This is a genomic window from Methanosarcina sp. WWM596 (genome assembly GCF_000969965.1).
Taxonomy (GTDB): domain Archaea; phylum Halobacteriota; class Methanosarcinia; order Methanosarcinales; family Methanosarcinaceae; genus Methanosarcina.
In genome coordinates this window covers 3320821-3345627 of the sequence record NZ_CP009503.1, presented here as the reverse complement: position 1 = coordinate 3345627, position 24807 = coordinate 3320821, and the positions used below count along the sequence as shown (strand labels likewise).

The following is a 24807-nucleotide window of genomic DNA, read 5'->3' as shown; positions in this document are numbered from 1 at the left end:
TCTGCCTCTCTGGTTTACTTTGCCGAATCGATTGTTGCCGTACCGTCCATCCCAACAATTAATATGTCTACCTGGTCATAGTTCCGATATTCAGGGTGATCTGATGCAGCATATGTGAGTTTACTTCCTGTAGTCTTTCCGTTCCAGGATGCGACTATGGAGTGATTTCTTGATATCCTCTGCAGAAGCCGTAAAGGATCCTGTTTCATATCTTTATCAAAAAGAATCTCAAGGTTGTCTAGGATCAAGGTTGAATTGCCTGTTTCAGTAATTTCATCAAGAAATCTTTGAAGGTGGAGAGTACGTTGTTTTGCTGTTAATTCAAGTAGTTTTGCCGAAAGCTCCAAGTTTATATTGATGACTGGAACGCTAAGTTCATTTGCAACATCACGGAGAACCATAGTCTTACCTGAGCCAGGCTCCCCAACGAGTAAAACGAGCCTGTAATACGAACCTTCTGCCGCCTTCAGAGACTGTTTTATTTTTTCTTGAATCAGCTTTGACATGTTCATTCCTTAATTTCAGGTGTTCGGCTTTTCAGGTTTATCGGTTGCACCAATGGAAAAAATAATTATTTCATTTTCCCCTATTGAATATCTAATTATGAACGACGTGATGCCAGGGCTTAAACCTTTAGAAAACTCAGTATTACATATTGTATATATTATTGAATGTTTTTAATTGATAAAAATGTTAAATGTTTTGTTATTGGGGATTACAGAACCTCAATTTAATTTCTTTCGTAAATTATTCAACGTCAAATATAGTATTTTTATGACAATATTTTTATAATAATGAAATGACTTATTGGGTTATATTGTTTAATCTGGTATTTTATCAAAAAGTATAGCATATAAAATTATAAATATTGTCATTTGTGACAGGCTTTCATACTACTTCATCCTGCCAGATTTTTTTTATATGTTATATAATGTCTTATTTCTCAGAAAATAATGGGTATTTCAAAAATGCACATAAAAACCAGCTCCCTTATATGCATTATATAACTGTATCATAACATATGGTTACATTCTCTGGAATACATTAATTTGAAGAGAATAAACAAGTTAGCAGGCAAAAATAATAGGATCAACCTTCAAGCAAACATTGGTGGATACTTGTAACTACAAGATCCATTGCTCAGACTGGATGGGTTGCCGAGGCCACCTAAAAACAAAAATAAAGTTACATCGCCTCCCCTGGGTGAAGAGAAAAAAGTTACCTCCCCATAAGGACAAACTTTCAAAACCAATCATATTCTTTCTTTCGTATCTTGGTCCAGGTCGAGCAGGATTTTTATTCTATCAGGGTGCAGCCTTACTTCAAAATCCAGACTTCATCACTGGGTACGTACTTCTCTTTTTCTTCAAGTTTTTACTGGCTGGTTGCTTATCAGCCTGCCGCCCAAAAAATAAAAATAAAGTCTTAAAAATCCCGCCTGTCCGAAATACAACTCTGTTTCTTCTCTGACGGTTGTGCGGGGATGATAAGAGAGAAGCGACTAAAAATAAATTAGGCATTTCCACAAGAAGAACTAAAGAAAATATTTATAAATTAAAGAAAAAAGGTTTCCTCAAAAGAGTCGAGCCAGCCAGAGGTGGACACTGGGAAATCGTTGAGGAATGAGGAACTGGAGCCGCCTGTGGGGCTGTCTGAATATTACTGTGTTATTATATTTACAGGTGGGCTACTCCCCTCTTCCCCCACCTACCGTTTATCCAGTTCTCTACTATTTTATCCCGCAACAAAATCCCCAAAATCATAAAAGCCTCAAACCGGACCCCTGAATTCAAAATCCTATGAGTGAGTAAATATATTTTTTAAGCCATGGACCTCCCCTCTCTCCCAATCTACCTTTAATTAGTTTTTGATCCTGCACCAAACCGGTCCGCGACAAAATCCCTTAAATCATAAACCTCAAGCAGGACCCCGGAATGGAAAATTTTTGATAGGAACGACAATATCTGAGATTTTTCCCCACGATAAATTTATCATTAGAACAAATAAAAATACTATTAATTATGCTGGCACTGGTTGAAAACGCTAGCTTGGCAACTGATAGAAAAAAGTTACTGAAAAGAATTTGAAGGGAATTAATAGAATGCCCTTATACAGAAATTTAACGAACGGGGGGAAAAGATAATGCCTACAAAAGAAGAGATAGAAAGCCAGATTATGGACCTCTGGGATGAGATCTTTGATCTTGAAGACAAAAGTAAGGAAGAATTGGAGGCTAAGTATGCAGAATGGAGGGAAGTAGAACCACGACTGGACGAAGGGGTAGATGAACTCGCAATACATATAGAGGCAATGAAAGGGATCAGTGACGAAAGCATGTTTATTTACAGAGAAGTAAAGGAAATCAAAATCAGGTACAAGCAGCAGAAGGATAAGATACAGGCAAAAATAGATGCACTGAATGAGGAAAAGGCAAGGATTTAAAGATTCACTTGTTGATTTTTCAGAGCAAAGACTGGCTTAAGATAACTGAAATAGATTTTTCCAGGTCTCTTTTTTACTTTGCTTTCAACCAACTTTTCGGATGAGATCAAGAGTGAAAAAATAATGTGTATCACGCGGCAATCTCATCAAAATTCAATTCTCCGGCAGCTACGGAATGCAAGAGTAGTTTAGATTCGTGAAACTAACCCCATAGTGCCAGAACTCAACTAGGCAAATAAAAAAATATTCAGACACTTGTGAGAATTTTGAAAAAAAGTACGGGATGGATTCAGATCTATTTATGGAAAAATTCGATTCAGGAGAACTTGGAGACAACGGTGACTTTTTCAACTGGTATGCAGCAAAAAGGAGACTAGACGTCTGGAATAAGATCAAGTATAAATACCAGTGGCAATCGTCTGAAGGTGAACTATTAAAGAGATGGGATAACGATCCACACCATCGAGAACTCAATACATTCCAGGATCACGTTCATGATCCAAATGGGGTGTATCCTTCTTCTGCTATGAATCTAAAATCAATACTTTACAAAGGTTTCAATCTTGAAAATGCGTCTCATACTTCGTTCTTCGCAAGTTATATATACTATCCACAATAAATAGTAATATTGTATAAAAGTCTCTAACTTGGAGCGTGTTTTTTAATATAAATGTTGCACCAGAAGATCAATAGAACTGAACCTTCAGATGCATCTGTTGAAGTTTTCAGCTTTTTATCTCGTTTTAAGGGCTTTATAGAAACTAGTTTCTACGCTGTAAAGTTAGGGGATACTATTTAAATTGAGCTTAATTTGAGCTTAATTTGAGCTGGTTGAAAGCTGCCTGCAATAAAAAGCTGAATCAAGTAAAAAACACAAACCAAAACAAAATAAAAACAAACTAAATACAAAACACACCTTTAGCACCTTTATTTACGAGGTCCGAAACAAAATGTCAGAAGAATCAGATGATCCAGACAGTAGTGATAGTAGTGATAGTAGCAGTCGTCAGAAAATGTTCACAGCAGCCGGAATGGTCCTGTGTGTAATACAGTTTTCCTTCTTCGTATACATGATTATAATGTTCATGAAGATGGACTTTGCCCAGGGCTTTAAGTTCATGCTGCTTGCATACTCTTCAGCATTCATTTATAATAACATGGAGAACTCCGGGATAATCCGTCTTGTAACCCGAAACTGATGACGGTGCAGGTTCAATTTCCAGACCTACACTTTCTACATCTGTCTGTTCTGAATTTTTTCCTTATTTTTTTTCTTTTTCCTTATTTTTTTCTTTTTCCTTATTTTTGTCTTTTTCCTTATTTTTTTTCTTTTTACAAAGGGGGATTTGTAGGATAAATTTTTGAATAATGTGATCGTGATAAAATACTTATATTTTTGGATCTTAGCCTTATATATCCTGTATTCCTTAGATTCCGGAGGATACAACTCATTAATAAATAGAAAAAGGGATATAAGATCAATATTTAGTACCAGCAACCTTTTTAGTACCAGCAACCTTTTTAGTACCAGCAACACTTCTTCTATGGGATAAACATGGACCTTAAATTGCAGATTGATACCGATTACTCGCTGCAGGCAGCAAGCGAGGTTATTCACTCGGCTCTGGAACATGAGAAACATCTTGCGAAATACAAGGTATACCGCTACGCCATGATCTGCGATGAATTTGAAGACCAGTACGACCTGATCTCCACGGAATTCATAAAAAAATTCGAAGCCGGCGAATATATGGATGACGAAAAATGTTTTGACTGGTATGCCGCAAAAAGAGGGCTCGACCACTGGAAGATAAAGCTGGCTGTCCTCAATGCCATCAAGTTCTAACTGCCAGAATGCCATTCGGTACAAGAGTCATACTCTTTCCTGCAGTTTATTCTCTTAACCTGTAGAATACTTTTTTCTCTTAACCTGTAGAATACTTTTTTCTCTTAACCTGTAGAATACTTTTTTCATATTCCTTCTTTCGTTTTCCTTCCTTTTTTCCAAACACTGAGAGAGTGTCTAAATTTTATGACAATATATAAATAGCGGTTCTGTCATAAATTAATCAGTAGTATTTTTTTTACGGTGTACCAATGAGGGAGAAAATCAAACTAACAGAGCTGGTTTTTCTGTCAGATAAAAGGAAGAAACTTCTTCTTTTTCTGAAAGACAAGCCAAGGACTATGGCTGAAATTCAGGAACACCTTTCAGCAGACCCTGTTTCAATCCTCCCTCAGATCAAAAAATTGAAAGAAGGTAATCTTGTTGTACAGAAAGAGCATACCTATGAGCTTTCTTTAATGGGAGATATAATCGCTGACAAAATGCCGCCTTTTCTGGACACCCTGGAAGTCCTGGAAGAAAATTTCGACTACTGGACGAAAAGGAACCTTGAAGGAATTCCTCCTTTTTTACGCAAAAGACTTTTTGAACTGAAAAACTGCAAACTCATCCTTCCAGAGGTGAGCCACATGTTCGAACTTAACCCTGAATTTGTAAAAAAACTTCATCATTCCACGCATATTCTCGGTTTTGCGTCCTATTTCCACCCTTCATTTACCACACTCTACCCGGAACTTGCAAAAAAAGGAGTGGAAATTTCGTTAGTGTTTACAGAGCCAGTGTTCCAGAGGTTCAAAAAGGATTACAGAGAAGAACTGTGCACTTTCCTAAATTTTGAAAATGCAAGGGTATTCATCTTCTCACAGAACCCTAAAATTGCAGACTTCACAGTAACAGATAAGTTTTTTCTGCTCACTCTTTTCCCCAAAAAGAAGTTCTTTGAACACGAAAGCCTGCTAAGTTCCGCACCTGAAGCCCTTAAGTGGGGCACCGATCTTTTCTCTCACATGCTAAAAGAAGCAATTCAGGTAAAAAAGGTTTGAATTTCATATTCCAGACATTTATTGTAAACCTGTATTTATCCGTATACATAACCTTCTAAACCGGTTCTGTTATTGCAAGGTCTATAAAAAGACTTTTTCAGGTAATAAACCTGTCCAATTGTTTATTTTCATAATTGCTTTATATGAAATAGGAGACTATTCTTAATCGGGATAGACATGAGTTTCACGCTTAACATAGAAACTGATTTTTTACCTCAGGAAGTATGTGAGGCTATCCGTTCGGCTCTTGAACATGAAAAGCATGTTGCAAAATACAAGGTCAAGCGGTATTCCATAATCTGTGAGGATTTCGAAACAAAGTTCGGGTACAGCTCAAGTGAGCTCAGGGCGAAGTTCGAAGCCGGAAACATGGGAGATGAAAGTGATTTCTTTGACTGGTATGCGGCAAAAAGGGGATTGGACCACTGGAACAAAAGGCTTGAGATCCTTTCAGGGATTTCCCTTTGAGAGGCAGCCATAAATAGATGTTTTTTTGAGAAATTCTGCTTTCCTGTTTTCCGAAAATGAACTTTGAAACCCGGAACACTCTTCTACGGGACCGTATATTTATTTCTCGATCTTTTGCTGCTGGACCACACAATCAAGTTCTGTCAACTACCCCTGAGCTAAAACTCAGGGGCTTGTCTAACAAGCCCTAGTTGACCAGACCACCGATTAGGAGCTTTGGAAAATCGGTAAACGATAGGAAAGAAATAGTTACCCTTGAATATTAGGAGCTTTGGAAAATCGGTAAACGATAGGAAAAAAATAGTTACCCTTGAATGTCGCCTCAGTTTAAGGCTCATTGGGACATAAGCTCAAAATATCCCTTAGCATAAGAAATGGCTATACCGATGAAATGGGCTTAATTGATAGAATCCATCTCCACCTTCGAGAGAAATACTCCCATATTGCTTTTACAGTTAACAGGGAAGAAACCGAGAACATTTATTATCAAGGTATTTATTTCAAGATTAGTGTTTATTGATTTCAAGATTAGTGTTTATTGATTTCAAGATTAGTGTTTATTGATTTCAAGATTAGTGTTAATGATGTAGAAATTGTAGATGGTGACTTTGTTGATTGGACACAAAAGTTGCTTGGCAACAAAAAAGAACGCTTATAACCAGTGGAGCAGGAGTTAATTTACAGCTTATTACAGGGATACTGGATAAGAGGATTTGAGGGTTCGTGACGATCTATTTTTATCATACTTTAAAAAATTGAGTTCAGGATAAGTTATTAATAAAGCTCCATTCTCCGGTCTTCAAAAACAGGAATAGCCTTTCGAATCTCTCCTTTTTCCTCAAGGTCAAGGTCGCAGACAATCACACGCTCCTTGCCGCCTGCATCGACTTTTACCTCACCCCAGGCATCAATAATCATCGAGTTTCCGAAGTACGTGCAATCAGGAGCAGAGCCTGTCCTGTTACAGGCGATGTGAGGGATCTGATTTTCGATCGCTCTTGCCTTTGCAAGAGTTTTCCAGTGATCAGACCGGGGGTTAGGGAAAGCAGCTGTGGTCACAAGTAGGTCAGAGCCGGCAAGGGAAAGTTTTCTTGCAACCTCGGGAAAACGGAGCTCATAGCAGATTTCAAACCCGATTTTCAGATTCTGTTTTTTAAGGGAAATGGGCTCAATCGAGCTGCCTTTTGCGAAATAACCGTTTTCGGCTTTGAAGGGGTGGGTCTTCCGGTAGGTGCCTGCAAGGATTCCAGACTCAAAACAGAAGCCAAGGTTGTAGTAGAGAGCAGAATTTATACATTCCGTAGAATTCTTACTTTCCGGAATTTCCTTTTCTTTCCCGGAAAGATCATTTTCTCCTTCTGTAAAACCTTTTTTTCCACCATCCCTTCCACCGCCTTCTCCGCTATCCTTCTGAATAATTGAACCCAGGATGATGCAGTCATTTGCTTCGGAAAAACATGCAAGGTTTTCAAGAGTGGGAGACGGAAGGCTTTCTGCTACATGACTGAAGTTTTCATAGCAAAAGCCTGTGGAAAAGACCTCTGGAAAAACAATTAACTCAGCTCCTTTCTCAATGGCTTTGAGAGCCATGCAAAGGGCCTTTTCAAGGTTTTCCTGTTTATTGCAGTGAAGCACATCCATCTGGATACAGGCAACTTTCATAATCAGACCAACATATCTGCTATTTAAATCCTGATTGTAATTCTGATTTGCATAAAGTTTTTCAGGGCAACAGAGTAGTTTGCTTGCTTTTTGCTACCAGCCCTTCAAGGTCCATCCTGTGTCTTATCATCCCTGCAAGCACTTCATTTGCAAGCCTGGTTACCTCTTCCCTGTTTTCCCGGATTTCGTATGCAGGATCATCTGCAGGGACCTCAATTTTAGTAATGTCGGCTCTGGCTTTTTTCAGGAGCGAGTCAGGGACTTCGCAAACTATTCCGGGTTTTTCCATGTACTGGTCAAGGTGTTTCTGGGTGATTCCTACAAGTTTTAACTCTCTTCGGAAACAGGGCCTTTCAAACAGTCTGGAAATAACATAAACACCAACAGGAATTCGGAAATCCAGATCTATTTTCAGGAGCTGCATCCTGAAAAGGAGGAAAATATCTTCAGAATCAGAGGGATCTGTCGGCCTGGGTTCCCTGCCTTTTTCTGGCAGAGGCTCCTTGCCTTTTTCAGGCAAAGCATAAATTTTGGAAGGGGGAACTTCGCTTTCCTCCAGAAATTCAAGATCCCTGAGTGCCCTGAGATAGCCGGTCAGAACCAGCCGGTGTTCTTCTATCCCTTCAGCTTTCAGTTCCCGCGAGAGTCCGCTGATAGAGAGCTGCTTACCGTCAAGCAGTTCCATAACTTTAAGGTTGAGTTTCTCGGCCATTGTCTCTGCCTTTATGTTGACATCAGGGTTAATTAATGGTAGTTCGGTCTTCAGGCCTGAGGCCAGAAAAACACAATCATCTGCTACAGTAGCGCATGTAATCATGTCCGCACTTCCGAAAGTTTCCGGAAAAAACTGAATATTTCCTGTCATTAAAAAACTGTGGACAGGAAAATTGCAAGGAGTAACACACGATGTAATTATCCTGCATGATATAAAGCTTATGAGAGATTTTACAAAAGGGCTAGAAAATGGAAGAATTCCATTAAGAGAATGTAAACACGAGATAATCTAAGTAAGAGAGTGTAAACGTAAAAAAATCTTAAAAGTAATATATTAATTGTGAGTAAAGAAAGAGAAATTGAACCTCTTTCCAGCAAAATTGAAGGGCAACGCTTAAAAATGATAATTGCTATCTCATTTAAGTTCAAATTGATGATTTCTCAAGGATGTAAAGATGATCACAAAGTTAATTCCGAGAAAAGTATTCTTTACAAGTGGAGTTGGTACACATCCCGAACAACTTGAATCATTTGAGGTTTCACTCCGGGATGCAGGTATTGAAAAATTTAACCTTGTAACTGTAAGTTCTATCCTGCCCCCAAAATGTAAAATTGTGACAAAGGAAGAAGGTCTGCAAGAACTGAGCCCTGGAGAGGTGGTTTTCTGTGTGATGTCCAGGATCTCTTCCAATGAACCGAGAAGAACGTTAAGTACTTCCGTCGGATGTGCACTTCCCAGGGATATAAGCAAGCACGGCTATATTTCCGAGTATAATGCTTACGGAGAAAACTCACAGGATGTAGAGGAACATGCAGTAAAACTTGCAGAAAGCATGTACAGCACCTGGACAAATGAGGCACCTCTCAAAACCTTCAGCATCCCCAGATCATCTACCGTACACGAAAGTGGAGACTGGATGACTGTAATATCCGCAGCAGTTTTTATTATTTAAATAAAGAGGAGTTTCGGACAAGAACTCCAGTAATACTGTTACTTCATATACATAATAGTACTATTTACAGACATTATTTACAGACATTATTTACAGACATTACTTATTTAAAGAAATAACCAGACCTCTATTGTCCAGCATCTAATCATCATTGAAAGCTATTCAGTCATCATTATAAACTATCTTAGAAACGACTTTGACCTTACTATCTCTTATAAACGATCATATAAACTAAACTTCTATTACACACCTTTCACTCTTCACTCATTAACCCTTAACTCATAACTCTTAAACACAACAAATCAGTCTTCCTTCGGAGAAGCCTGTCTCTGTAAGGAGTCCTCAGGTAAGAGAGTCTGCATATATTGATATTTAATAAAAAATATATAATCCTTTAACGTTATTTGTGTCTCTTACCGTCTATTGCCGGGTACCTGCCAGACAGGATATTAGGGTCACAGGCAAACCTATCGCTATCTGCAGATTATGGAGAATGGCATGCAGCACAATGTATTTACGAACAACCCAACCGTTCCAATCGATGTAAAAGACAGGTCTGTAAGTGAATTGATGGACGGAATGCTCAAAACCGGCTTTCAGGGCAGGAAGCTGGCGGAGTCAGTCCAGGCCTGGCATAACATGCTCAAAGAGAAGAACACGACTGTACTTATGGGCTTATCCGGAGCCATGGTTCCTGCCGGTATGCGCAGGGTTATTTCCTACATGATCCGGGAAAGGATGATCGATTGCCTTGTAAGCACAGGGGCAAACCTGTTCCACGATTGTCACGAAGCCCTCGGCAGGAAGCATTATGTGGGCTCACATCTGGCTAATGATGAAAAACTCTTTGAACACGGAGTAGACAGGATTTATGATGTCTTTGCAGTGGAAGAAGAGTTCAGGAACGCAGACAACCTGATTGCAGATTTTGCAGAAGAGATCGGAGAGATTACCTGTTCCTCAAGGGAGTTCATGTACCTGCTTGGAAAAGAGCTTGTAAAAAGAGGAGCTGCTGAAGACTCAATAGTTGTAAGCGCGTACAGGCACAATGTCCCGATTTTTGTACCTGCACTATCGGACAGTTCCATAGGAATAGGGCTTACCATTGCACGGAGAAGAGGGCTGAAACTTGAAATAGACCAGATAAAAGACGTTGACGAGATCACACAGATTGTGGAAAAATCAGAAAATACAGGCGTTGTCTATGTCGGAGGCGGAGTTCCGAAGAACTTCATCCAGCAGACAGAGGTGATAGCTTCGATTCTGGGAATGGATATTGGCGGGCATGACTATGCAATTCAGTATACTTCCGATTCTCCTCACTGGGGAGGACTCTCAGGATGCACCTTTGACGAAGCAGTTTCATGGGGAAAGATCGCACCTCAGGCAAAAAAAGTACAGGTTTTTGTGGATGCTACCATCGCCCTTCCAATTGTTATCCATGCCCTGCATGAAAAAACACGTAATCTGAAGCGTGCAGCACCTGTTTTTAACTGGGATGAGCCCGAAGGGCTTGATATCGCTTACAACGAATAATCACATCACAAATCTTTATTATATTGAAAGCTGATAACATAAGGCGAGAAGGAGAAGACATAAATGGGTAAACGAACTCGAATAATTAACGATCCTTCCTATTTAGTACCATTACTCAGGACTTTTGGATCCAGAACCCATAAAAGAATATTCGATACACTTTCTAACAAATGGATGACCAGAGCAGAAATCGATGAGTTCATAGGTTCGGACTCATCAAAAAGCCTTCATATTCTGAAAAAAGCCGGGCTCCTCGAGAGCCAGTGGAGAGTACCTGAAGCAGGACAAAAACCCTCAAAAGAATACCACAGTTCTTATTCAAAGGTTCAGGTGAACTTTCAGTGCTCCTTTGAAGACCTCAGCGACATCATTATGCTTACCTTCAAACCATATGAAGAAGTGAAGGATGCTATGGAAGAGCTGGAAAGACTGGTAGAAGAAGGCAACACCTCAATGAGCAACCTTACACGAACTCTTAACAAGAACCCATTTTATATCTGCGCTGTTGCCCGAAGGTCCGAAAAACTTTCAGTAATGGGGCAAAGGTTAAAAATAATTGAAGATGTTGAGGAGAATTACGATTGATGATTAAAATCCTCCAGACCAAGAGCGGAGTCACCAAATTTCAGGTCCTTATCGAGATTGCCGCCCATCAGCCCAATGTCAGGCAAAAGGAGATTGCCGCAAAGATAGGAATAACCCCACAGGCTGTTTCCGAATACATTAAGGAGCTTGTAAATGACGGGCTTATTGTAACCGAGGGCCGCGTCAGATACAGGATAACAAAAGAAGGCGTAGAATGGGTCCTTGAAAACGCCGCCGAAATGAAGCGGTACGCCCGCTTTGTCATGGAGGACATAATCAGTCATGTCTCAACCTGGACAGCCATCACAAAAGAGGAAGTCAAAGAAAACCAGCAGGTTTACCTGAAAATGGATCACGGACTCCTCTATGTAAGCAGCACGGAAAAAACAGGCGCATCGGGCACTGTCATATCCGATGCGTCTCGAGGAGACGATGTGGGAGTAACCAGCCTCAAGGGCCTTATAGATCTGGAAAACGCATCCATCACGATCTGCAAGGTTCCCAGGGTTGAACGCGGAGGGTCGAGAAAAGTGGATCTTGAGCGCCTGAAGATGCTGGCAAACTCAAAACCCTATATCGCTGCAATAGGTGTAGAATCGTTAATTGCTCTTCGCAAGATCGACATACGCCCCAATGTCATGTTCGGGACAAACGAATCCGTTATCGAGGCTGCATACCACGGACTTTCATCCCTGGTGGTTTCAGTAGACGAACAGGTCTCTGCTCTCTTGAACAGGTTAGAAACCGAGAACCTTGAGTACGAACTTGTTGACCTGACAGTCGAGTAACTTTCCTGATTTATAGGCTTCCGGTTTGATGCATTCCTGACTCACGGGTTTGGAATTCGAACCTGTTATTTTTCTATAAATAGTATCTGTTTTTTGTTATTTTCAGGTTTAACTATAACTTTCCATGTTTAACTGTAATAACCCTCTCTAATTACGCTGTACATTTTTATCTTAATACTGCATACTCATCTAATAACCCGGAGATTTTCCATGAAGCTGATAGCACTTTCTGATACCCACCTTAAGACAGGAGAAATCCCTCCACAACTTAAAAGCGTTCTCGAAGACTGTGACCTGATTGTCCATGCAGGAGATTTCAGTACCTTAGAAGCTTATCAGGCTTTCAATGCCAGCGGCAAGCTGAAAGCCGTTTATGGAAATGATGACACCTTCGAACTCAGGAAACTTCTTCCCGAAAGGCTGAAATTTGAAATTGAAGGAATAAAAATCGGAGTGATACATGAAGGAGGGCTTTCAGTAATGGACACAACTGCCCAGGGTTACCTCGCAAAAGAAATGGGGGTAGATGTCCTGATTTTCGGGCACCTTCACCGCCCTTTGATTGAAAATAAAGATGTTATGCTTGTCTGTCCGGGTTCTCCGACAAAACCCAGGATGTCAAATCCAGGTGTTGTGGAACTGATAATTGAAAAAGGAAGTATTAAAGGCAGGATACTTACCCTTGAAGGAGATAGCTGTGAATATATCAAATTCAGGGATGCCCTGAAAAAACAAAAACAGGAAGAGAATCGGAGATAAAAAAGGACCTTCGAACCTGAAGATGACATGAAGGTCCTGAAAAAGTAATGAACAGGAACACACCAATGATTTTTACATTCAGAATTCAGGCACATGCCTCGCTAGGCAAGGTCTCTGAAACTATGTATTTTGGCGAAACTCCGTCAGTTCACATAGTCTCCAATTTGAACATTACACCTGTTCCCTGGAGGCTCAGGTAGACTTTATCTCCAAACTCGAGGACCTTCTCGACATCAACATTGCTGTTCCAGTTATATACAAAGTCATAACTGCCCTGCATGGGTTCGAAACCCAGGGACAACAACCTCTGGTTGACCTCAGAGGGGCGAACTCCTTCACTACTGAACCAGACCATAAGATAGGTTTTCACAAGATCATCCCATATACCAATTCATTAACTTATTTTAGCGTTAACTCTTATTCAATTACTCATTGCTCATTTTATATCATGTTTCGTTTATTTATCTATATTTTGCCTCTTATTACTCCGATATCATGAAAAAAGGAAAAAACTTATTCAGTACATTGAAGTTAGAAGTGAACTATTGAAAAGAAATAAGAAAAACAAAAAGCAGGTAACTATTAAGCCACTAATGTTTGAAAACTCCAACTTGCCTGTGGTATTGTACTTGTAGAGGACCTAACCGAAGTAAAGAGGCTTGAAACGGTACGGCTTCAGCAGACAGGATCTCTTTGAAAGCTGGTGGATTCAGTACCTGTACCCGCGTTTTGTAAACAATGGATATAGAATTGTAAAACATAAAAAACCCGGGTCCATGAAACCTCTCTTAAGTTTGCTGATGGTTCATTGCACCAGGTAATGTTCAACAGGTTAGTATTCAGCGGCGTGACCGAAGAAGACTCAGTGTTTCTATACATTATGATTGACATAACTAAACGTAAGCAGGCCGAAGAGAAAATGCTTCAGGCAAAAATGGCTGCTGAAGCTGCAAACCGGACGAAAACCACTTTCATAGTCAACATGAGCCATGAACTGAGAACTCCCCTGAACGCGGTTAAAGGTTAGACCTGCTCATAAGTGAAACTGTCGGGCCCCTTAAAGAAAAACAGAAACGATATACTGAAAACATTTTGAAAAGCGGGAGCCACCTGCTTGACTAGATCAATGATGTGCTGGATATCTCGAGGCTTGAACTCGGAAACATTGAACTTTACTATGAAACAGCGGACATACCCGGAGTAATTGAAGAGATACAGCGAGTTCTCTCCTCCCTGGTCACGGAAAAAAGTCACAAATCCTTTACAGTCCCTGTACAGCCTCGAAATTGAAAAGGAAAAAGAAAAAGTTAGAAAAATAAGAACGGTAAATGCAATTTAACGAAAAATTATCAAACATTTGAGAGCAACCTCAACTACAACTAACCCAAGAACCTCCATTAAAAAAAGATTCAGCTTTCAGCTTCCTTAATGGTCTGCTTTTTCCTGCAATTAAGCTCCACAATCAATCCACAACTGGTTACTTTTTACTGTCATTAATGTTCTTCCGATGCTCCCTTTTGATCTTTCGTCAGCCCTTTCCCATTACTTTCTTCGATTACCCTAACAAAATGCCTGTCTGACAAATCCTCTTTTCCGGACCAGAAAATTGCTTTATGGTATTTCCATACTTCCGGATCAAACTCAAGAATGCCTACGTGGACGACAAGCTCAAAAACAAACCAGTAGCCTGCAAGCAGATGTCCTATACGGATCAGGCCCAGAGCATTAACGTTAAGCAGAGACGCAAAATACCAGGTTATTGAAAGGATCCATTCGGATACAGGTAGCCCTAAAGGAGCCCAATTAATATTATAAAGCACTATTCCTGTTATGGCAATAACAGCAATTGCAGTGCTTTCGAGAATAATGAGCAGCTTGAGCATGGGATGAAGTTTTGTTATATAATATCCTTTCTGTTCATCATAGAGCGTAAAAGCAGGATACCTGCCTTTCCCGAAAAAATTTCTGACGATATCAAAAAGGCGTTCCACATCCTCCTCCCCGAATATATAAGATTTCCGGAAATGGTCTATCCTATCCCTGACACACCACCTCTCCCCCTTGCAGGAAAAGATATTATAGGGGACAAGGATCCAGTTCGCGACCAGAAAAAAAGGAACCGCAACCATATGGATAGACCGGGCAGTCTGAAATGCCATGAAATCCCAGCCAAAATAGATCCTGAATCCCGTGATAAGAAGGGCGAACATGGCAAACAGGTGAACCAGGTGAGTGATCCTCTCAAGCCAGTTATAGCGTTCAACAACCATCTTTCCGGAGGCAGGCTTCTCAGCAGACAGTACCATACCAAGCTCCCCTTAAAGCACCCTGATAGTATGATCCGGATGCTTTCCGGTTCTGTCGATTGTATGGACCGCACATGCCAGGCAGGGGTCATAGGAGCGAGCTGTATGTAAAATCCCGAGAGGGTTTGCATAGTCAACACCGAGGGCATTATCCGCAGCAGAGATTTTAGTGCCTATGAGAGCCTGCTCAACAGGGCCCGGAATTCCCTGTGAGTTCCGAGGAGCCAGGTTCCAGGTACTCGGAACTACAGCCTGATAAAGAGTAACCATCGAATCCGAACCTGTAGCAATCCAGTGCCCCAGAGCTCCCCGCGGGGCTTCCCACAGGCCCATCCCTGTCGAATCCTTTGCCATCGAAAGATCGGTGTGAACTGCAACCTTTGCCCCCGCCTCAAGATCCTGCAAAATCCACTTCATCAGTTCAGACATTACTACAAGAACTTCCTGCATCCTTGCAATCATGCGAGTATAGTTGTTTACAGGAGAGTACCCGTTTTCCTTGAAAGCCTGGACCAGTCCGGTTGTGAGGGGCTCACCCATAACCATGAGGCGAGCAAGTGGCCCGACTTCACAGGGAATGCCGCCATAATTGGGGGCTTTTGACCATGAGTAACGGCTTTCCGAACCTTTTGTGTAATCTATTTCATCAGGATTCCCTTCAGGAACCGTAACGCCGTTCCAGGGAGGCCGGTCTTCTTTCTCGTCAATGTAAAAGGAATGAGTAACGCTTTCAGAGATTATTCTGTAGTCGAATTCTTCAAGTTTCAGACGTCCGTTCATATATCCGGAAGGTATAACCCTATCATCAGCAGGGCTTGTAGGGTCATACCCATCCCCATTTTCAGGTTTGAAGAAAACTCCGTAAGAGAGAAAACCAATTTTATCGGGATCAGGATAAACTCCTGCCCGGTCCATTTTCATACTGATAGGCAGACCGAGAAGCTGTTCCCCAATCAGTTCCGAACCAAAAGCTGCAAAAAGAGGAACATCTCCCCAGCCGGAGGAGTGGGAGAAGTCATTGCTGGAAAGGGAATTATCCATAAGTTCCTGCAGGCGTTCCAGAACGAAATTGACAGCTTTTTGCGGAGAAGAAGCCATGTAAGTATTTTCAATCCAGGTATCTGGAGAGACCCCAAGAGTAAATGCTTCAACAAACTCCACAGTTTTTGAAACATAGGCTGCAAGCTCATTAATGTCTGCAATAGTCGGGGAATAAACCACTCCTCCGACATGCTGTAAAACAGAATGAGGCATTTTGCCTGCAACAAGAGAAATGGCATCATGCAGGTGACGCTGTTCCCTTATGGCACCGAGGTAAGAAGATCCGGCAGGATAACGTATTCCTTTAAACTGATTTACTATAGGCATAAAACGTCCGGCCAGTTCTCCCCACACTGCATCCCCCATTTCTCCGTGTTGCATAAGGATATCATGATAAGCCGGGTTTGCAAGGTCCGGGCCCCAGAGCACATAGATGTGGGCTGCATGACTGGCTATGAAATTAAGACCCTGATGAATATTTCTCATTACAAGAGCATCTTTGGGAACCTCTTCTATAACTCCGAAAAGTTCATCCAAAGCATTTGCTGCAGCTATGCTGTGGCAAACCGGACAGACCCCGCAGATCCTCTGGGTTAGAAGTGCCGCATCTCTCGGGTCTTGATTCTGAAGAAATCTCTCAAAACCTCTAAAGAGCAGAGCATTGCTCTGGGCATCGGTAATCACACCATCTCCGTCAACCTCAGTATTAATCCTATAATGTCCTTCAATTCTTGAAAGAGGATCTATGGTCACCTGTACCATTACTTTTCACCTCCGGTTTTCCCGGAAATATTCTCTTCCTCAGCCTTTTCTATTTCCTCAGGATTGTTCAAAACAGTCCTTCTTATAGCGTGGGCACCTGCAGCAAGGAGTGCCCCTCCTATTGCCACACCTGCCACGGTATCAAGATTTGTACCTACAATTCCGGTATCTTCAATTTCCACGAAAAAGGGCCTAGTACTGTCCGGAAATCCCGGCTGTACGCAGCCTATACAGGGAGAGCCTGCCTGAGGACAGAAAGACTGATGTCCGTTCCAGTGGCGAGTGGCACAGTCAGCGTGGGTATACGGCCCTTTGCACCCCAGTTTCCAGAGGCAACCCGGTCCACCTACTGTCAAGTCAAGCTCTCCACGGTCATAATATCCGCGGCGAGAGCAGTTGTCGTGTATAACATGATCCGGAGGGAAGAAAACTTTCGGACGTTTCCATCTGTCCAGCACGTAAGGGAGATCATCGGGTACCTTGATTTTCCCCAGGACAACCGCGCTTATTGTCAGAAATACCCAGTCAGGGTGGGCAGGACAGCCGTTAATGTTGATAACCGGTTTATCGATCCCGAGCAGATCAACAATTCCTTTTGAAGAATCTTCCATAGTAAACGCGATTCCGCGGTGGTCAAGAAGTTCTTTTACATCACTTTTTGCAGCATTTACCCCACTGTTAGTAGCACACTGCCCGATTGCTATAATTACCGAGGCGTTTTTTGCAGCTTTCTCGTAAATTTCCTTATATGTCCTGCCTCCAAGTACCAGATATTTTCCCGAACCTTCAGGCCCATTTGGGACTCCACCTTCGGAAATAAAAACATATCCTTTTTCGTTTTCCAGAATCTCATCCAGCAGAAGCTCAGAGTTCAGCTCACTGGTATTTGCAGGTTTTCCGTCTACGAAAATTCCCTGCTGCATCATCAGGACGTCCTGATAGAGCAGGTTGAGATTTAAATACTGAAGTAGTTCTACGATATCAGGTGTCCCTCCGTCAAGCATTGATATGCTGCAACCGGTACACCCTGCCCCATGGAACCACAATATTTTAGTTTCCGAAAGTTCAAGGGCTTTTGCCAGATCACTTTTATAGGTCTGTAAAAACAGCGAAGCTCCCAGCATTCCGACGGCTTTTATAAAAGTCCGACGGTCCATCTTCATGAAGTCGAGATTTTTAAACTTTTCAAGTAAAGATTTTTCACCCGTTCTGCTTCCCCCGGGATAATAAATAATTTTTTATATAGAGATATAATAAGACATAGACCCTATTGTATTAAAAGACTATTATGGGAAAAACTATTACGGCCTTGAATAGCCTGGTAAGCTTCAGAAATTGAAGAGGATCTCTTTTAAGTACCTGATTTTTGTCCACTGGTTCAAGAAGGAAGCTATGCCCTCAGTTAAAATAAATATAGTTTTTCTAAAGATTTATATATTTTAATAATTACTTTATATATTGAAATATATAATAGAATTTTAAGTTTAGTATTTGCAGCATAATATGAAAAAATAAAACCACACTACACAGTTTGGAAAATAAAATTATGAATAATGTGGGGGATAAAGTATGACTATTGGGGATGGTCACGATTTAAAATCGTTGAGATTTGCAGATGACGACGTTTTAGAGGCTTGCTATGACAACGAAAGGGTCCTTCGCAAAGGCGATAGCGGCTCTCCGGTAAAGAAAGTTCAAGAAGCTTTGATTCTTTTGGGTATTCCTGTGCCCAAAGTTGGAGCCAACGGTATCCTTGGTGATGAGACTGAGCTGGCCATCAAAAGCTACCAGGAAGCACGCGGACTGAAGGTTGATGGTGTAATAGGGTCAATTACTATAGAAAGTCTGGACGGAGAATTTCCCTCAAGAGCACTAAAACATCCAGCTTCACCATCAACGGAACCACAGGTATCGGAGGTTCCAGCTCCTTTAGTACCAGAATCTCCAGTTAGGTCACCCAGGGCATCTCCGGTTAGACTAGCAAGAGAAACTCCGAAGCCGGTAAGAGCACCTCCTGTCTCACCAGTAGAGAAACCCGTAGTTCCATCAGTAGAGACAGTTCCGGATCTTAAACCATTGCACGTACCTCCAGTAAAACCAGTGCATGTACCACCTGTCCCACCGGTACGGGAAGTATCGGCAAGACCAAAATACGTAACCAGGCATATAGAAAAAACAACACCTTCAACTGTACCTTTAGCTCCATATGTGACTTCGTCACTCCCTCAGGCTGACAGCCATAACCGCAAATTCCATTCATCAGGGATGTGGAATGGAGATAGCTTCCTTGAAATCCAGGGTGGTCAATCGATGCACTTTAATGTAAAAAATCTCCATGCCCATGCGTCAACTATTCGAATAAAACCCAATACTGGAGAATCCAAAAGCACTGTGATTCAATCTCAAGCTACTGCCAATTTTGAGTTTTCCACGGATAACAAAGAGCCGTTTGACTGGAGATTTGATATCAAAACTGATAGCGATACAGCTTTACTTGAGTGGCATCTCTATAGTAACTGGGTACAGGAGGAAACAAAAACAAATAAGCCTTAAGATAATTATAGAATCGATATTCAGGCTGTCAAAGTAGAGAAAAAACCTCATTTCTGATAAGCCTTATAGCTTCATCTACAGCCTTGAGGACTTCAGGGCTTATATCCTGGGAGAATTCAGTAGCTAATTCTCCGATCTCTATTCCTATAACCACAATTTCCGGAAGGGACTGTACCTGCTCCCCAATTCTCAACACATCGGTAATTGTGAGATCGTGAACAGAGACCAGGGTATGCAGCTCAGTACCCTTTATCAGGTCCCCACCTTCAATACGGTGTACCGAACCTTTCCGGCTGCCTGTCAGGATTGCATCAACTATTATGATTTTTCTAGCACCGTCAAGCAGATTCAGGAGGTCGAGCCCGCAGACCCCCGCATCCGCTATATCGAGGTCTTCAAGACCTTCAAGTTCTGTTTTTTTAAGGGCTTCGATAACTTTCAGGCCGACGCCATCGTCACCCATGAGAGGGCTTCCACAGCCCAGGACTCGGACAGGAGCATGTAATATAGACATATTTTCACGTTACAAAGTTGAACATCTATTTATCATAAAATCTCAGCCGGAAACCCGTAAAATCTTTAGATTTAGCGGGTAGTTGACTCCTAGCATATTTCTATGCCTTTTTCTAGCATATTTCTATGCCTTTATTACATTTTTCCCGGACTTTGGAATTCCCTGAACATTAATCTTTTACGACTTCAGAAGGCGTATCGGACGATTCGTGCCAGATCTCACTGTCAGAAAGTTGTTTTTGTTTGGGTTTAACGATTTCTGCGTAGCGGGAATCTGAAAGATCCTCTTTTCCGGACCAGAAGATTGCCTTGTGGTACTTCCAGACATGCGGGTTAAACTCAAGTATACCCACGTGGACAACCAGTTCAAAGACAAAAAAATAAGTCATGACCAGGTGGAGAGCCCTGTAAAACTGCAGGGAAGACATATTGAAAGCAGGTGCAACCAGGTCTCCTGCCAGAAGGATCCATGAACCTATAGGGAGCCCTATGAGTGCCCAGTCAAGCCTGTAAAGAACAATGCCTGAAACGGCGATCACAAAGATAGCGGTGCCTTCGATTACAATGAGGATCTTCATTAAGGGGTGGAGTTTGGTCTTATAGTGTCCCGACACCTCATCATAAATAGTAAATGCGGGGTATTCGCCCTTTCCGAAGAAATTGAGGATTATTGCCTTCAGGCGCTTTGCATCTTCAGGACCGAAAACATAATGGTCCATGAAATGTGCAATTTTTTCCTGGATCCCACCTTCAATTGAAGAAAAGATGTTGTACGGTATAAGGATCCAGTTCACTGCAAGTAGAGCAGGAACCGCGATCATGTGAAGGGCGCGGGCATTGTGGAAACTCATAAAGTCCCAGCCTGCATATATTTTAAACCCGGTAATGATGAGCACAATCATTGCCACAGCATGGATGGTATGAGCCGTCCTGTCAAGGACGGTATAGCGCTCAACAACCATCGGGTTGTCTTTGGGTTTCATTTATGGGTCATCTCCTTATACTATTCTTAAAGTACGTGGAGCGTTTTTCCCGGTGAGGTCAATGGTGTGGACCGCGCATGAAACACACGGGTCATAAGACCTACCGATATGAAGAATGTTAACAGGGTTGGTGTAATTGACACCAAGAGAATTATCTACAGCATTGATCTTTGCCCCTATAAGGGACTGTTCAAGAGGCCCGGGTACGCCAGCGCTATCTCTCGGGGAAAGGTTCCATGTACTCGGAACCACGGGCTGGTAGTTGATAACCTTTGATTTGCTGTCGGTGGAGACCCAATGTCCGAGAGCGCCGCGAGGAGCTTCCCAGAGACCCATACCTTCCGAATTCTTTGCCATAGAAATATCGGTATCAACAGCAATCTTGCCGTTAGGATCGTAATCGACAGTTACCCATTTAAAGAGCTCATTTGCGATAATTGCTGTTTCCTGGATACGAGCAATCATTCTTGTGTAAACGTTAGCTGCAGAGTAACCGTTCTCGTTAAAGGCCAGAGCAAGTCCGGTCACAAGCGGTTCTTTAGCTGCAAGCATACGTGCAAGAGGCCCGACCTCACAGGGAGTTCCGTCATATCTCGGAGCCTTACTCCAGGTGTATCTGCTATCTGAACCCTTGTCAAAGCGGATTGCTTCAGGATCGGTAAACGGATTGGTTTCACCTTTTGAGGGGTGTAGGTCAGCTGCACCTTCATAGAAGGCGTGAGCAATACTTTCGGTAATCTTGCTTGCATCAAAATTCTGATATTCAAGGCTTCCGGTCACAATACCTGAAGTCAGGAAGCGGTCTCCTGCGGGGCTGTTAGGGTCGTACCCGTCCCCATTCTCAGTATTGTAGAACCCACCATATGAAAGGAAGGAGATCTTTGAGGGATCGCTGTATCCACCGATTTTGTCGTGCTTAAGGCTTGCAGGAAGACCAAGCAGTGTTTCACCCACAAGTTCGGAACCAAAGGCTGCATAGAACTCCGTATCTCCCCAGCCAGCTTCCCTGGTGAAGTCATTTGAGTCTACTGATTTGTCAACAAGACCTTTAAGGTGTTCAACCACGAAACTTACGGCTTTCTGGGGGGAGCTTGCTTTGTAGGTGTTTTCAATCCAGGTCTCGAATGGAACCTTCAGAGTGTAGTTTGAGATAAAGTCCATTACCTGAAGGTAGTAAGAGGAAAGTTTGCCAATATCTGCTACATTCGGCTTGTAAGTATATCCACCCGGATAGGATGTGACCTGGTGGGGCATTTTTCCGCCGATAACTGCAACTGCTTCCTGAAGGCGTTTCTTTTCAGGAATTACTGCAAGGTAGGAGGATCCTACAGGCACTGATTGCCCATCAATCTTGTAGCTGATCGGGGCAAACCTGCCGACCATTTCTTTCCAGACTGCGTTTCCGGTTTCCCCTAGAGGAGTAAGAACATCACGATACGCAGGGTTTGAAAGGTCAGGACCCCAGAGTATGTATATGTGGGTTGCATGGCTTGCAAGGAAGTTTAGAGCCTGGTTAATGTTCCTTGCTACAAGTGCATCTTTTGGAACGGTATCAACCACACCGAATATCTGGTCAAGGGCATTGGCAGCTGTGATTGAATGGGACGTAGGACAAACCCCACAGATTCTCTGAATAAGAAGGGCTGCATCTCTTGGGTCCTGATTCTGCAGGATGCGTTCAAAGCCTCTGAACATGAGACAGGAGCTCTGGGCATCAGTTATAACGCCCTCCGCATTTACTTCAGTAGACAGGCGAAGGTGACCTTCAATTCTTGTTAAGGGGTCGACTGTAACGTTTACCATTTTTTACTCACTCTCCTTTCATTCTCCGAACAGCATGCACTCCTGCAAGTACGGTAGCAGCTCCGACTGCAGCTTTGGATAATGTGTCAATATTTGCCCCAAGAAGCACACCCTTGTCTTCAGCTTCAACATAAAAAGGTCTTGCTGAGTCCGGGAAACCGGGTTCAACACAGGCAATACAGGGGGAACCTGCCTGAGTACACATACTTACAGAACCATTCCAGCGGCGAATAGCACAGTCTGCGTGAGAGTAAGGAGCTTTACAGCCTAATTTCCAGAGGCATTTTTCTCCGCCAATCTGCTCATCGAACTCTCCACGATCATAGTAACCGCGGCGAGGGCAGTTATCATGCACTGTGTGGTCGGTGGGGAAAAAGACTGTAGGCCTTCCATACTGGTCAAGGATGGTATCCAGGTCGTCGGGAATCTTAATCTTGCCAAGGATTACCGCACCTATGGTAAGGAGAATCCAGTCAGGGTGTGCAGGGCAGCCAGGGATATTAATTACTGGTTTGTGGATCCCAAGCTCTGTGAGCATGCCTTTTGAGCTGTCTTCCTTTGTGAAAGCCACTCCCCTGTAATCCGTGACCTCGGCAATAGCACTGTCCGCACAGGTGATTCCCCCATACGTGGCACAGGTCCCAACTGCAAGGATAGAATTGGCACGTGCTGCAGCTTTTTCAAAGAGCTCTTTGAAAGTCCTGTTCCCAATAACACAGTAGCGCCCCGAGCCGTTTGGACCGTTTGCAATTGCGCCTTCTACAACAAGGATATAATTGCCTTCTTCGATAAGTTCGTCAACAAGAAGCTCGGAGTTTAGTTCAGAGGTGTTTACAGGTTCGCCATCGACAAATAATCCCTGCTGGGCAAGGAGAGTCTCATGGTAAGCAATGTTAACATTGAGTTTGCTGATTGCCTGAACAATATCAGGATTGCCTCCGTTTAAAATGGATTCGGAACAGCCGGTGCACTCAGCACCGTGAAGCCAGATAATTTTAGTATCTGCAAACTCAAGCGCACTTGCGATCTCTGTTTTATAGGTGCCAAGAAATGTAGTTGCGCCAAGCACGCCTACAGCCTTCATGAAAGTACGCCGGTCTAGTTTTAAAAAATCTAAACTATCCAGTGTACGAATAAGATTTTTCATTCCAGTACTCATCTCTACCACATCTTGTTTTTTACCCAAAATATATATTCGAAAGAAAATTCTAATTTAGATTTGCCACAATTATATAAGCATGTATATAAATATAACAATAATGTTTCCAATGAGGGAATAGTATTTAAGTTTATTTACACGATAAAATAAATATATTAATATAGTGAATGAATTAATTAAATATATGAAAAATATAATAATTTAAGAAAATTAATTGTAAGCCTTAACGTAAGCAATAAACTAGCAAAAGACACTGTAACAAAACTAGCTAACCTTAAAGAACAAAAAAATACTTTCCACTTCAGAGTGATTTTGTATCCCAAAAATTAAAGTGAAAATATGATTATATAACAGAAAATTTGATATTTTTATGAAAAAATACACAAAATCAATGCAGAATTAATAAGTATTTAAGGAAAACAAAAAAACCATCTATAATAAAAACCATTAATAAAAACAATTATTTATAATAAAAACCAGTTATAATAATTATTTATAATAAAAACCATTTATAATATATAGAGAAGAAATTTAATGATGCGGAGCAACCGCAAGACAAGCAAGAAGTCTGATTTAATCCCTGTTAGACCCCTGAATAAACTATACATATTATTATAACCAGTTTCCCATTAAAGGCCCATCTATTTTTCGTTAACCGACATATTAGAGTCTTTTTAATTTTTTTTGGTTCTTCTCCAATTTCAAAAAAATCATAAAATTTCATCATAATTTGAGTAAACCAATCTACCCATTTTGGAAAAATTGATCTATTCAGACGAACACTTATACAATTTTTTCAAAAATATCTGGTTTTTGTGGAATTTTTCATTAGTTACCGCTATAAGATGTATAAGATTTCAAGTTTAGGTTATAAGCTTCCGTTTTTCCTTT

General features: G+C 41.7%; 25 protein-coding genes. 14 read left to right on the top strand and 11 right to left on the bottom strand.

Going from position 1 to position 24807, the window contains the following annotated elements; all coding sequences use genetic code 11:
• Window positions 1–14 precede the first annotated feature (14 nt).
• Window positions 15–506 carry a BREX-3 system P-loop-containing protein BrxF gene (brxF, locus tag MSWHS_RS14775; RefSeq protein ID WP_048159300.1) on the bottom strand — a complete coding sequence of 164 codons (492 nt, stop codon included), beginning with the start codon at window positions 504–506 and terminating at the stop codon, window positions 15–17.
• Between the two features lie 1636 nt (window positions 507–2142).
• Between brxF and MSWHS_RS14770 the strand changes: the two genes are divergently transcribed.
• The 6 genes from MSWHS_RS14770 (at window position 2143) to MSWHS_RS14740 (ending at window position 5799) form a co-directional block, all read left to right on the top strand.
• Window positions 2143–2442, top strand: a complete 300-nt coding sequence (locus tag MSWHS_RS14770) for a hypothetical protein (RefSeq protein WP_048129094.1) — start codon at window positions 2143–2145, stop codon at window positions 2440–2442.
• 301 nt (window positions 2443–2743) lie between these two features.
• Entirely contained in the window at window positions 2744–3061 is a 318-nt protein-coding gene (locus MSWHS_RS14765; protein WP_156148182.1) for a DUF6516 family protein, read from the top strand.
• A 331-nt stretch (window positions 3062–3392) separates the two neighbouring features.
• Window positions 3393–3641, top strand: coding sequence for a hypothetical protein (locus MSWHS_RS14760; RefSeq protein ID WP_048129089.1), 249 nt, complete (start codon window positions 3393–3395; stop codon window positions 3639–3641).
• A gap of 356 nt (window positions 3642–3997) precedes the next feature.
• Window positions 3998–4288, top strand: a complete 291-nt coding sequence (locus MSWHS_RS14750) for a hypothetical protein (protein ID WP_048129086.1) — start codon at window positions 3998–4000, stop codon at window positions 4286–4288.
• Between the two features lie 251 nt (window positions 4289–4539).
• Window positions 4540–5331: a winged helix-turn-helix domain-containing protein gene (locus tag MSWHS_RS14745; protein WP_048129084.1), complete on the top strand. Its 792-nt coding sequence runs from the start codon at window positions 4540–4542 to the stop codon at window positions 5329–5331.
• A 177-nt stretch (window positions 5332–5508) separates the two neighbouring features.
• A complete protein-coding gene (locus MSWHS_RS14740) occupies window positions 5509–5799 on the top strand; it encodes a hypothetical protein (protein WP_048129082.1) in 291 nt (96 codons plus the stop codon).
• 774 nt (window positions 5800–6573) lie between these two features.
• Here MSWHS_RS14740 and MSWHS_RS14735 read toward each other — a convergent pair.
• Together MSWHS_RS14735 and MSWHS_RS14730 are read right to left on the bottom strand one after the other, a co-directional pair.
• Window positions 6574–7461 (bottom strand): nitrilase-related carbon-nitrogen hydrolase, encoded by an 888-nt coding sequence (locus MSWHS_RS14735; protein ID WP_048129080.1) that lies wholly within the window; start codon window positions 7459–7461, stop codon window positions 6574–6576.
• A 61-nt stretch (window positions 7462–7522) separates the two neighbouring features.
• Complete coding sequence (locus MSWHS_RS14730) at window positions 7523–8326, bottom strand: hypothetical protein (RefSeq protein WP_231585465.1); 804 nt, start codon at window positions 8324–8326, stop codon at window positions 7523–7525.
• Window positions 8327–8630: 304 nt separating this feature from the next.
• On the opposite strand from MSWHS_RS14730, the gene MSWHS_RS14725 reads away from it, so the two are divergent.
• The 5 genes from MSWHS_RS14725 to MSWHS_RS14705 all read left to right on the top strand — a co-directional run bounded on the left by MSWHS_RS14725 (window position 8631) and on the right by MSWHS_RS14705 (window position 12796).
• A complete protein-coding gene (locus MSWHS_RS14725; protein WP_048129078.1) occupies window positions 8631–9128 on the top strand; it encodes a pyruvoyl-dependent arginine decarboxylase in 498 nt (165 codons plus the stop codon).
• A 498-nt stretch (window positions 9129–9626) separates the two neighbouring features.
• Complete coding sequence (locus tag MSWHS_RS14720) at window positions 9627–10664, top strand: deoxyhypusine synthase (protein ID WP_048129076.1); 1038 nt, start codon at window positions 9627–9629, stop codon at window positions 10662–10664.
• 63 nt (window positions 10665–10727) lie between these two features.
• Window positions 10728–11249, top strand: coding sequence for an ArsR family transcriptional regulator (locus MSWHS_RS14715; RefSeq protein ID WP_048129074.1), 522 nt, complete (start codon window positions 10728–10730; stop codon window positions 11247–11249).
• Window positions 11249–12037 (top strand): MarR family transcriptional regulator, encoded by a 789-nt coding sequence (locus MSWHS_RS14710; protein WP_197074081.1) that lies wholly within the window; start codon window positions 11249–11251, stop codon window positions 12035–12037. Before MSWHS_RS14715 ends, MSWHS_RS14710 begins: the two co-directional genes overlap by 1 nt.
• Before the next feature lie 210 nt (window positions 12038–12247).
• A complete protein-coding gene (locus MSWHS_RS14705) occupies window positions 12248–12796 on the top strand; it encodes a metallophosphoesterase (protein ID WP_048129069.1) in 549 nt (182 codons plus the stop codon).
• Window positions 12797–12944: 148 nt separating this feature from the next.
• Here the strand turns inward: MSWHS_RS14705 and MSWHS_RS14700 are convergent, their stop codons facing one another.
• Window positions 12945–13166 (bottom strand): hypothetical protein, encoded by a 222-nt coding sequence (locus MSWHS_RS14700; protein WP_048129067.1) that lies wholly within the window; start codon window positions 13164–13166, stop codon window positions 12945–12947.
• A 477-nt stretch (window positions 13167–13643) separates the two neighbouring features.
• On the opposite strand from MSWHS_RS14700, the gene MSWHS_RS21775 reads away from it, so the two are divergent.
• Window positions 13644–13823, top strand: coding sequence for a hypothetical protein (locus MSWHS_RS21775; RefSeq protein WP_231585464.1), 180 nt, complete (start codon window positions 13644–13646; stop codon window positions 13821–13823).
• A gap of 104 nt (window positions 13824–13927) precedes the next feature.
• Window positions 13928–14086: a hypothetical protein gene (locus tag MSWHS_RS21770; protein ID WP_231585463.1), complete on the top strand. Its 159-nt coding sequence runs from the start codon at window positions 13928–13930 to the stop codon at window positions 14084–14086.
• 203 nt (window positions 14087–14289) lie between these two features.
• Here MSWHS_RS21770 and MSWHS_RS14690 read toward each other — a convergent pair whose 3' ends face one another.
• Genes MSWHS_RS14690 through MSWHS_RS14680 form a run of 3 tightly spaced genes read right to left on the bottom strand, consistent with a single transcriptional unit; the run spans window position 14290 to window position 18068 of the window.
• A complete protein-coding gene (locus tag MSWHS_RS14690; RefSeq protein WP_048159297.1) occupies window positions 14290–15102 on the bottom strand; it encodes a cytochrome b in 813 nt (270 codons plus the stop codon).
• A 12-nt stretch (window positions 15103–15114) separates the two neighbouring features.
• Window positions 15115–16905 (bottom strand): nickel-dependent hydrogenase large subunit, encoded by a 1791-nt coding sequence (locus MSWHS_RS14685; RefSeq protein WP_048129060.1) that lies wholly within the window; start codon window positions 16903–16905, stop codon window positions 15115–15117.
• Complete coding sequence (locus MSWHS_RS14680; protein ID WP_048129058.1) at window positions 16905–18068, bottom strand: hydrogenase small subunit; 1164 nt, start codon at window positions 18066–18068, stop codon at window positions 16905–16907. The genes MSWHS_RS14685 and MSWHS_RS14680 overlap by 1 nt, the downstream gene beginning before the upstream one ends.
• Window positions 18069–18474: 406 nt before the next feature.
• Between MSWHS_RS14680 and MSWHS_RS14675 the strand changes: the two genes are divergently transcribed.
• Complete coding sequence (locus tag MSWHS_RS14675; RefSeq protein WP_048129056.1) at window positions 18475–19458, top strand: peptidoglycan-binding protein; 984 nt, start codon at window positions 18475–18477, stop codon at window positions 19456–19458.
• A gap of 28 nt (window positions 19459–19486) precedes the next feature.
• On the opposite strand, the gene MSWHS_RS14670 is transcribed toward MSWHS_RS14675, so the two are convergent.
• The 4 genes from MSWHS_RS14670 to MSWHS_RS14655 all read right to left on the bottom strand — a co-directional run bounded on the left by MSWHS_RS14670 (window position 19487) and on the right by MSWHS_RS14655 (window position 23916).
• Entirely contained in the window at window positions 19487–19972 is a 486-nt protein-coding gene (locus MSWHS_RS14670; RefSeq protein WP_048129054.1) for a hydrogenase maturation protease, read from the bottom strand.
• A 169-nt stretch (window positions 19973–20141) separates the two neighbouring features.
• Window positions 20142–20954, bottom strand: coding sequence for a formate dehydrogenase subunit gamma (locus MSWHS_RS14665; protein WP_048129052.1), 813 nt, complete (start codon window positions 20952–20954; stop codon window positions 20142–20144).
• Between the two features lie 15 nt (window positions 20955–20969).
• Window positions 20970–22757 carry a nickel-dependent hydrogenase large subunit gene (locus MSWHS_RS14660; RefSeq protein ID WP_048129050.1) on the bottom strand — a complete coding sequence of 596 codons (1788 nt, stop codon included), beginning with the start codon at window positions 22755–22757 and terminating at the stop codon, window positions 20970–20972.
• Window positions 22758–22764: 7 nt separating this feature from the next.
• Window positions 22765–23916 (bottom strand): hydrogenase small subunit, encoded by a 1152-nt coding sequence (locus MSWHS_RS14655; protein ID WP_197074080.1) that lies wholly within the window; start codon window positions 23914–23916, stop codon window positions 22765–22767.
• Window positions 23917–24807 lie beyond the last annotated feature (891 nt).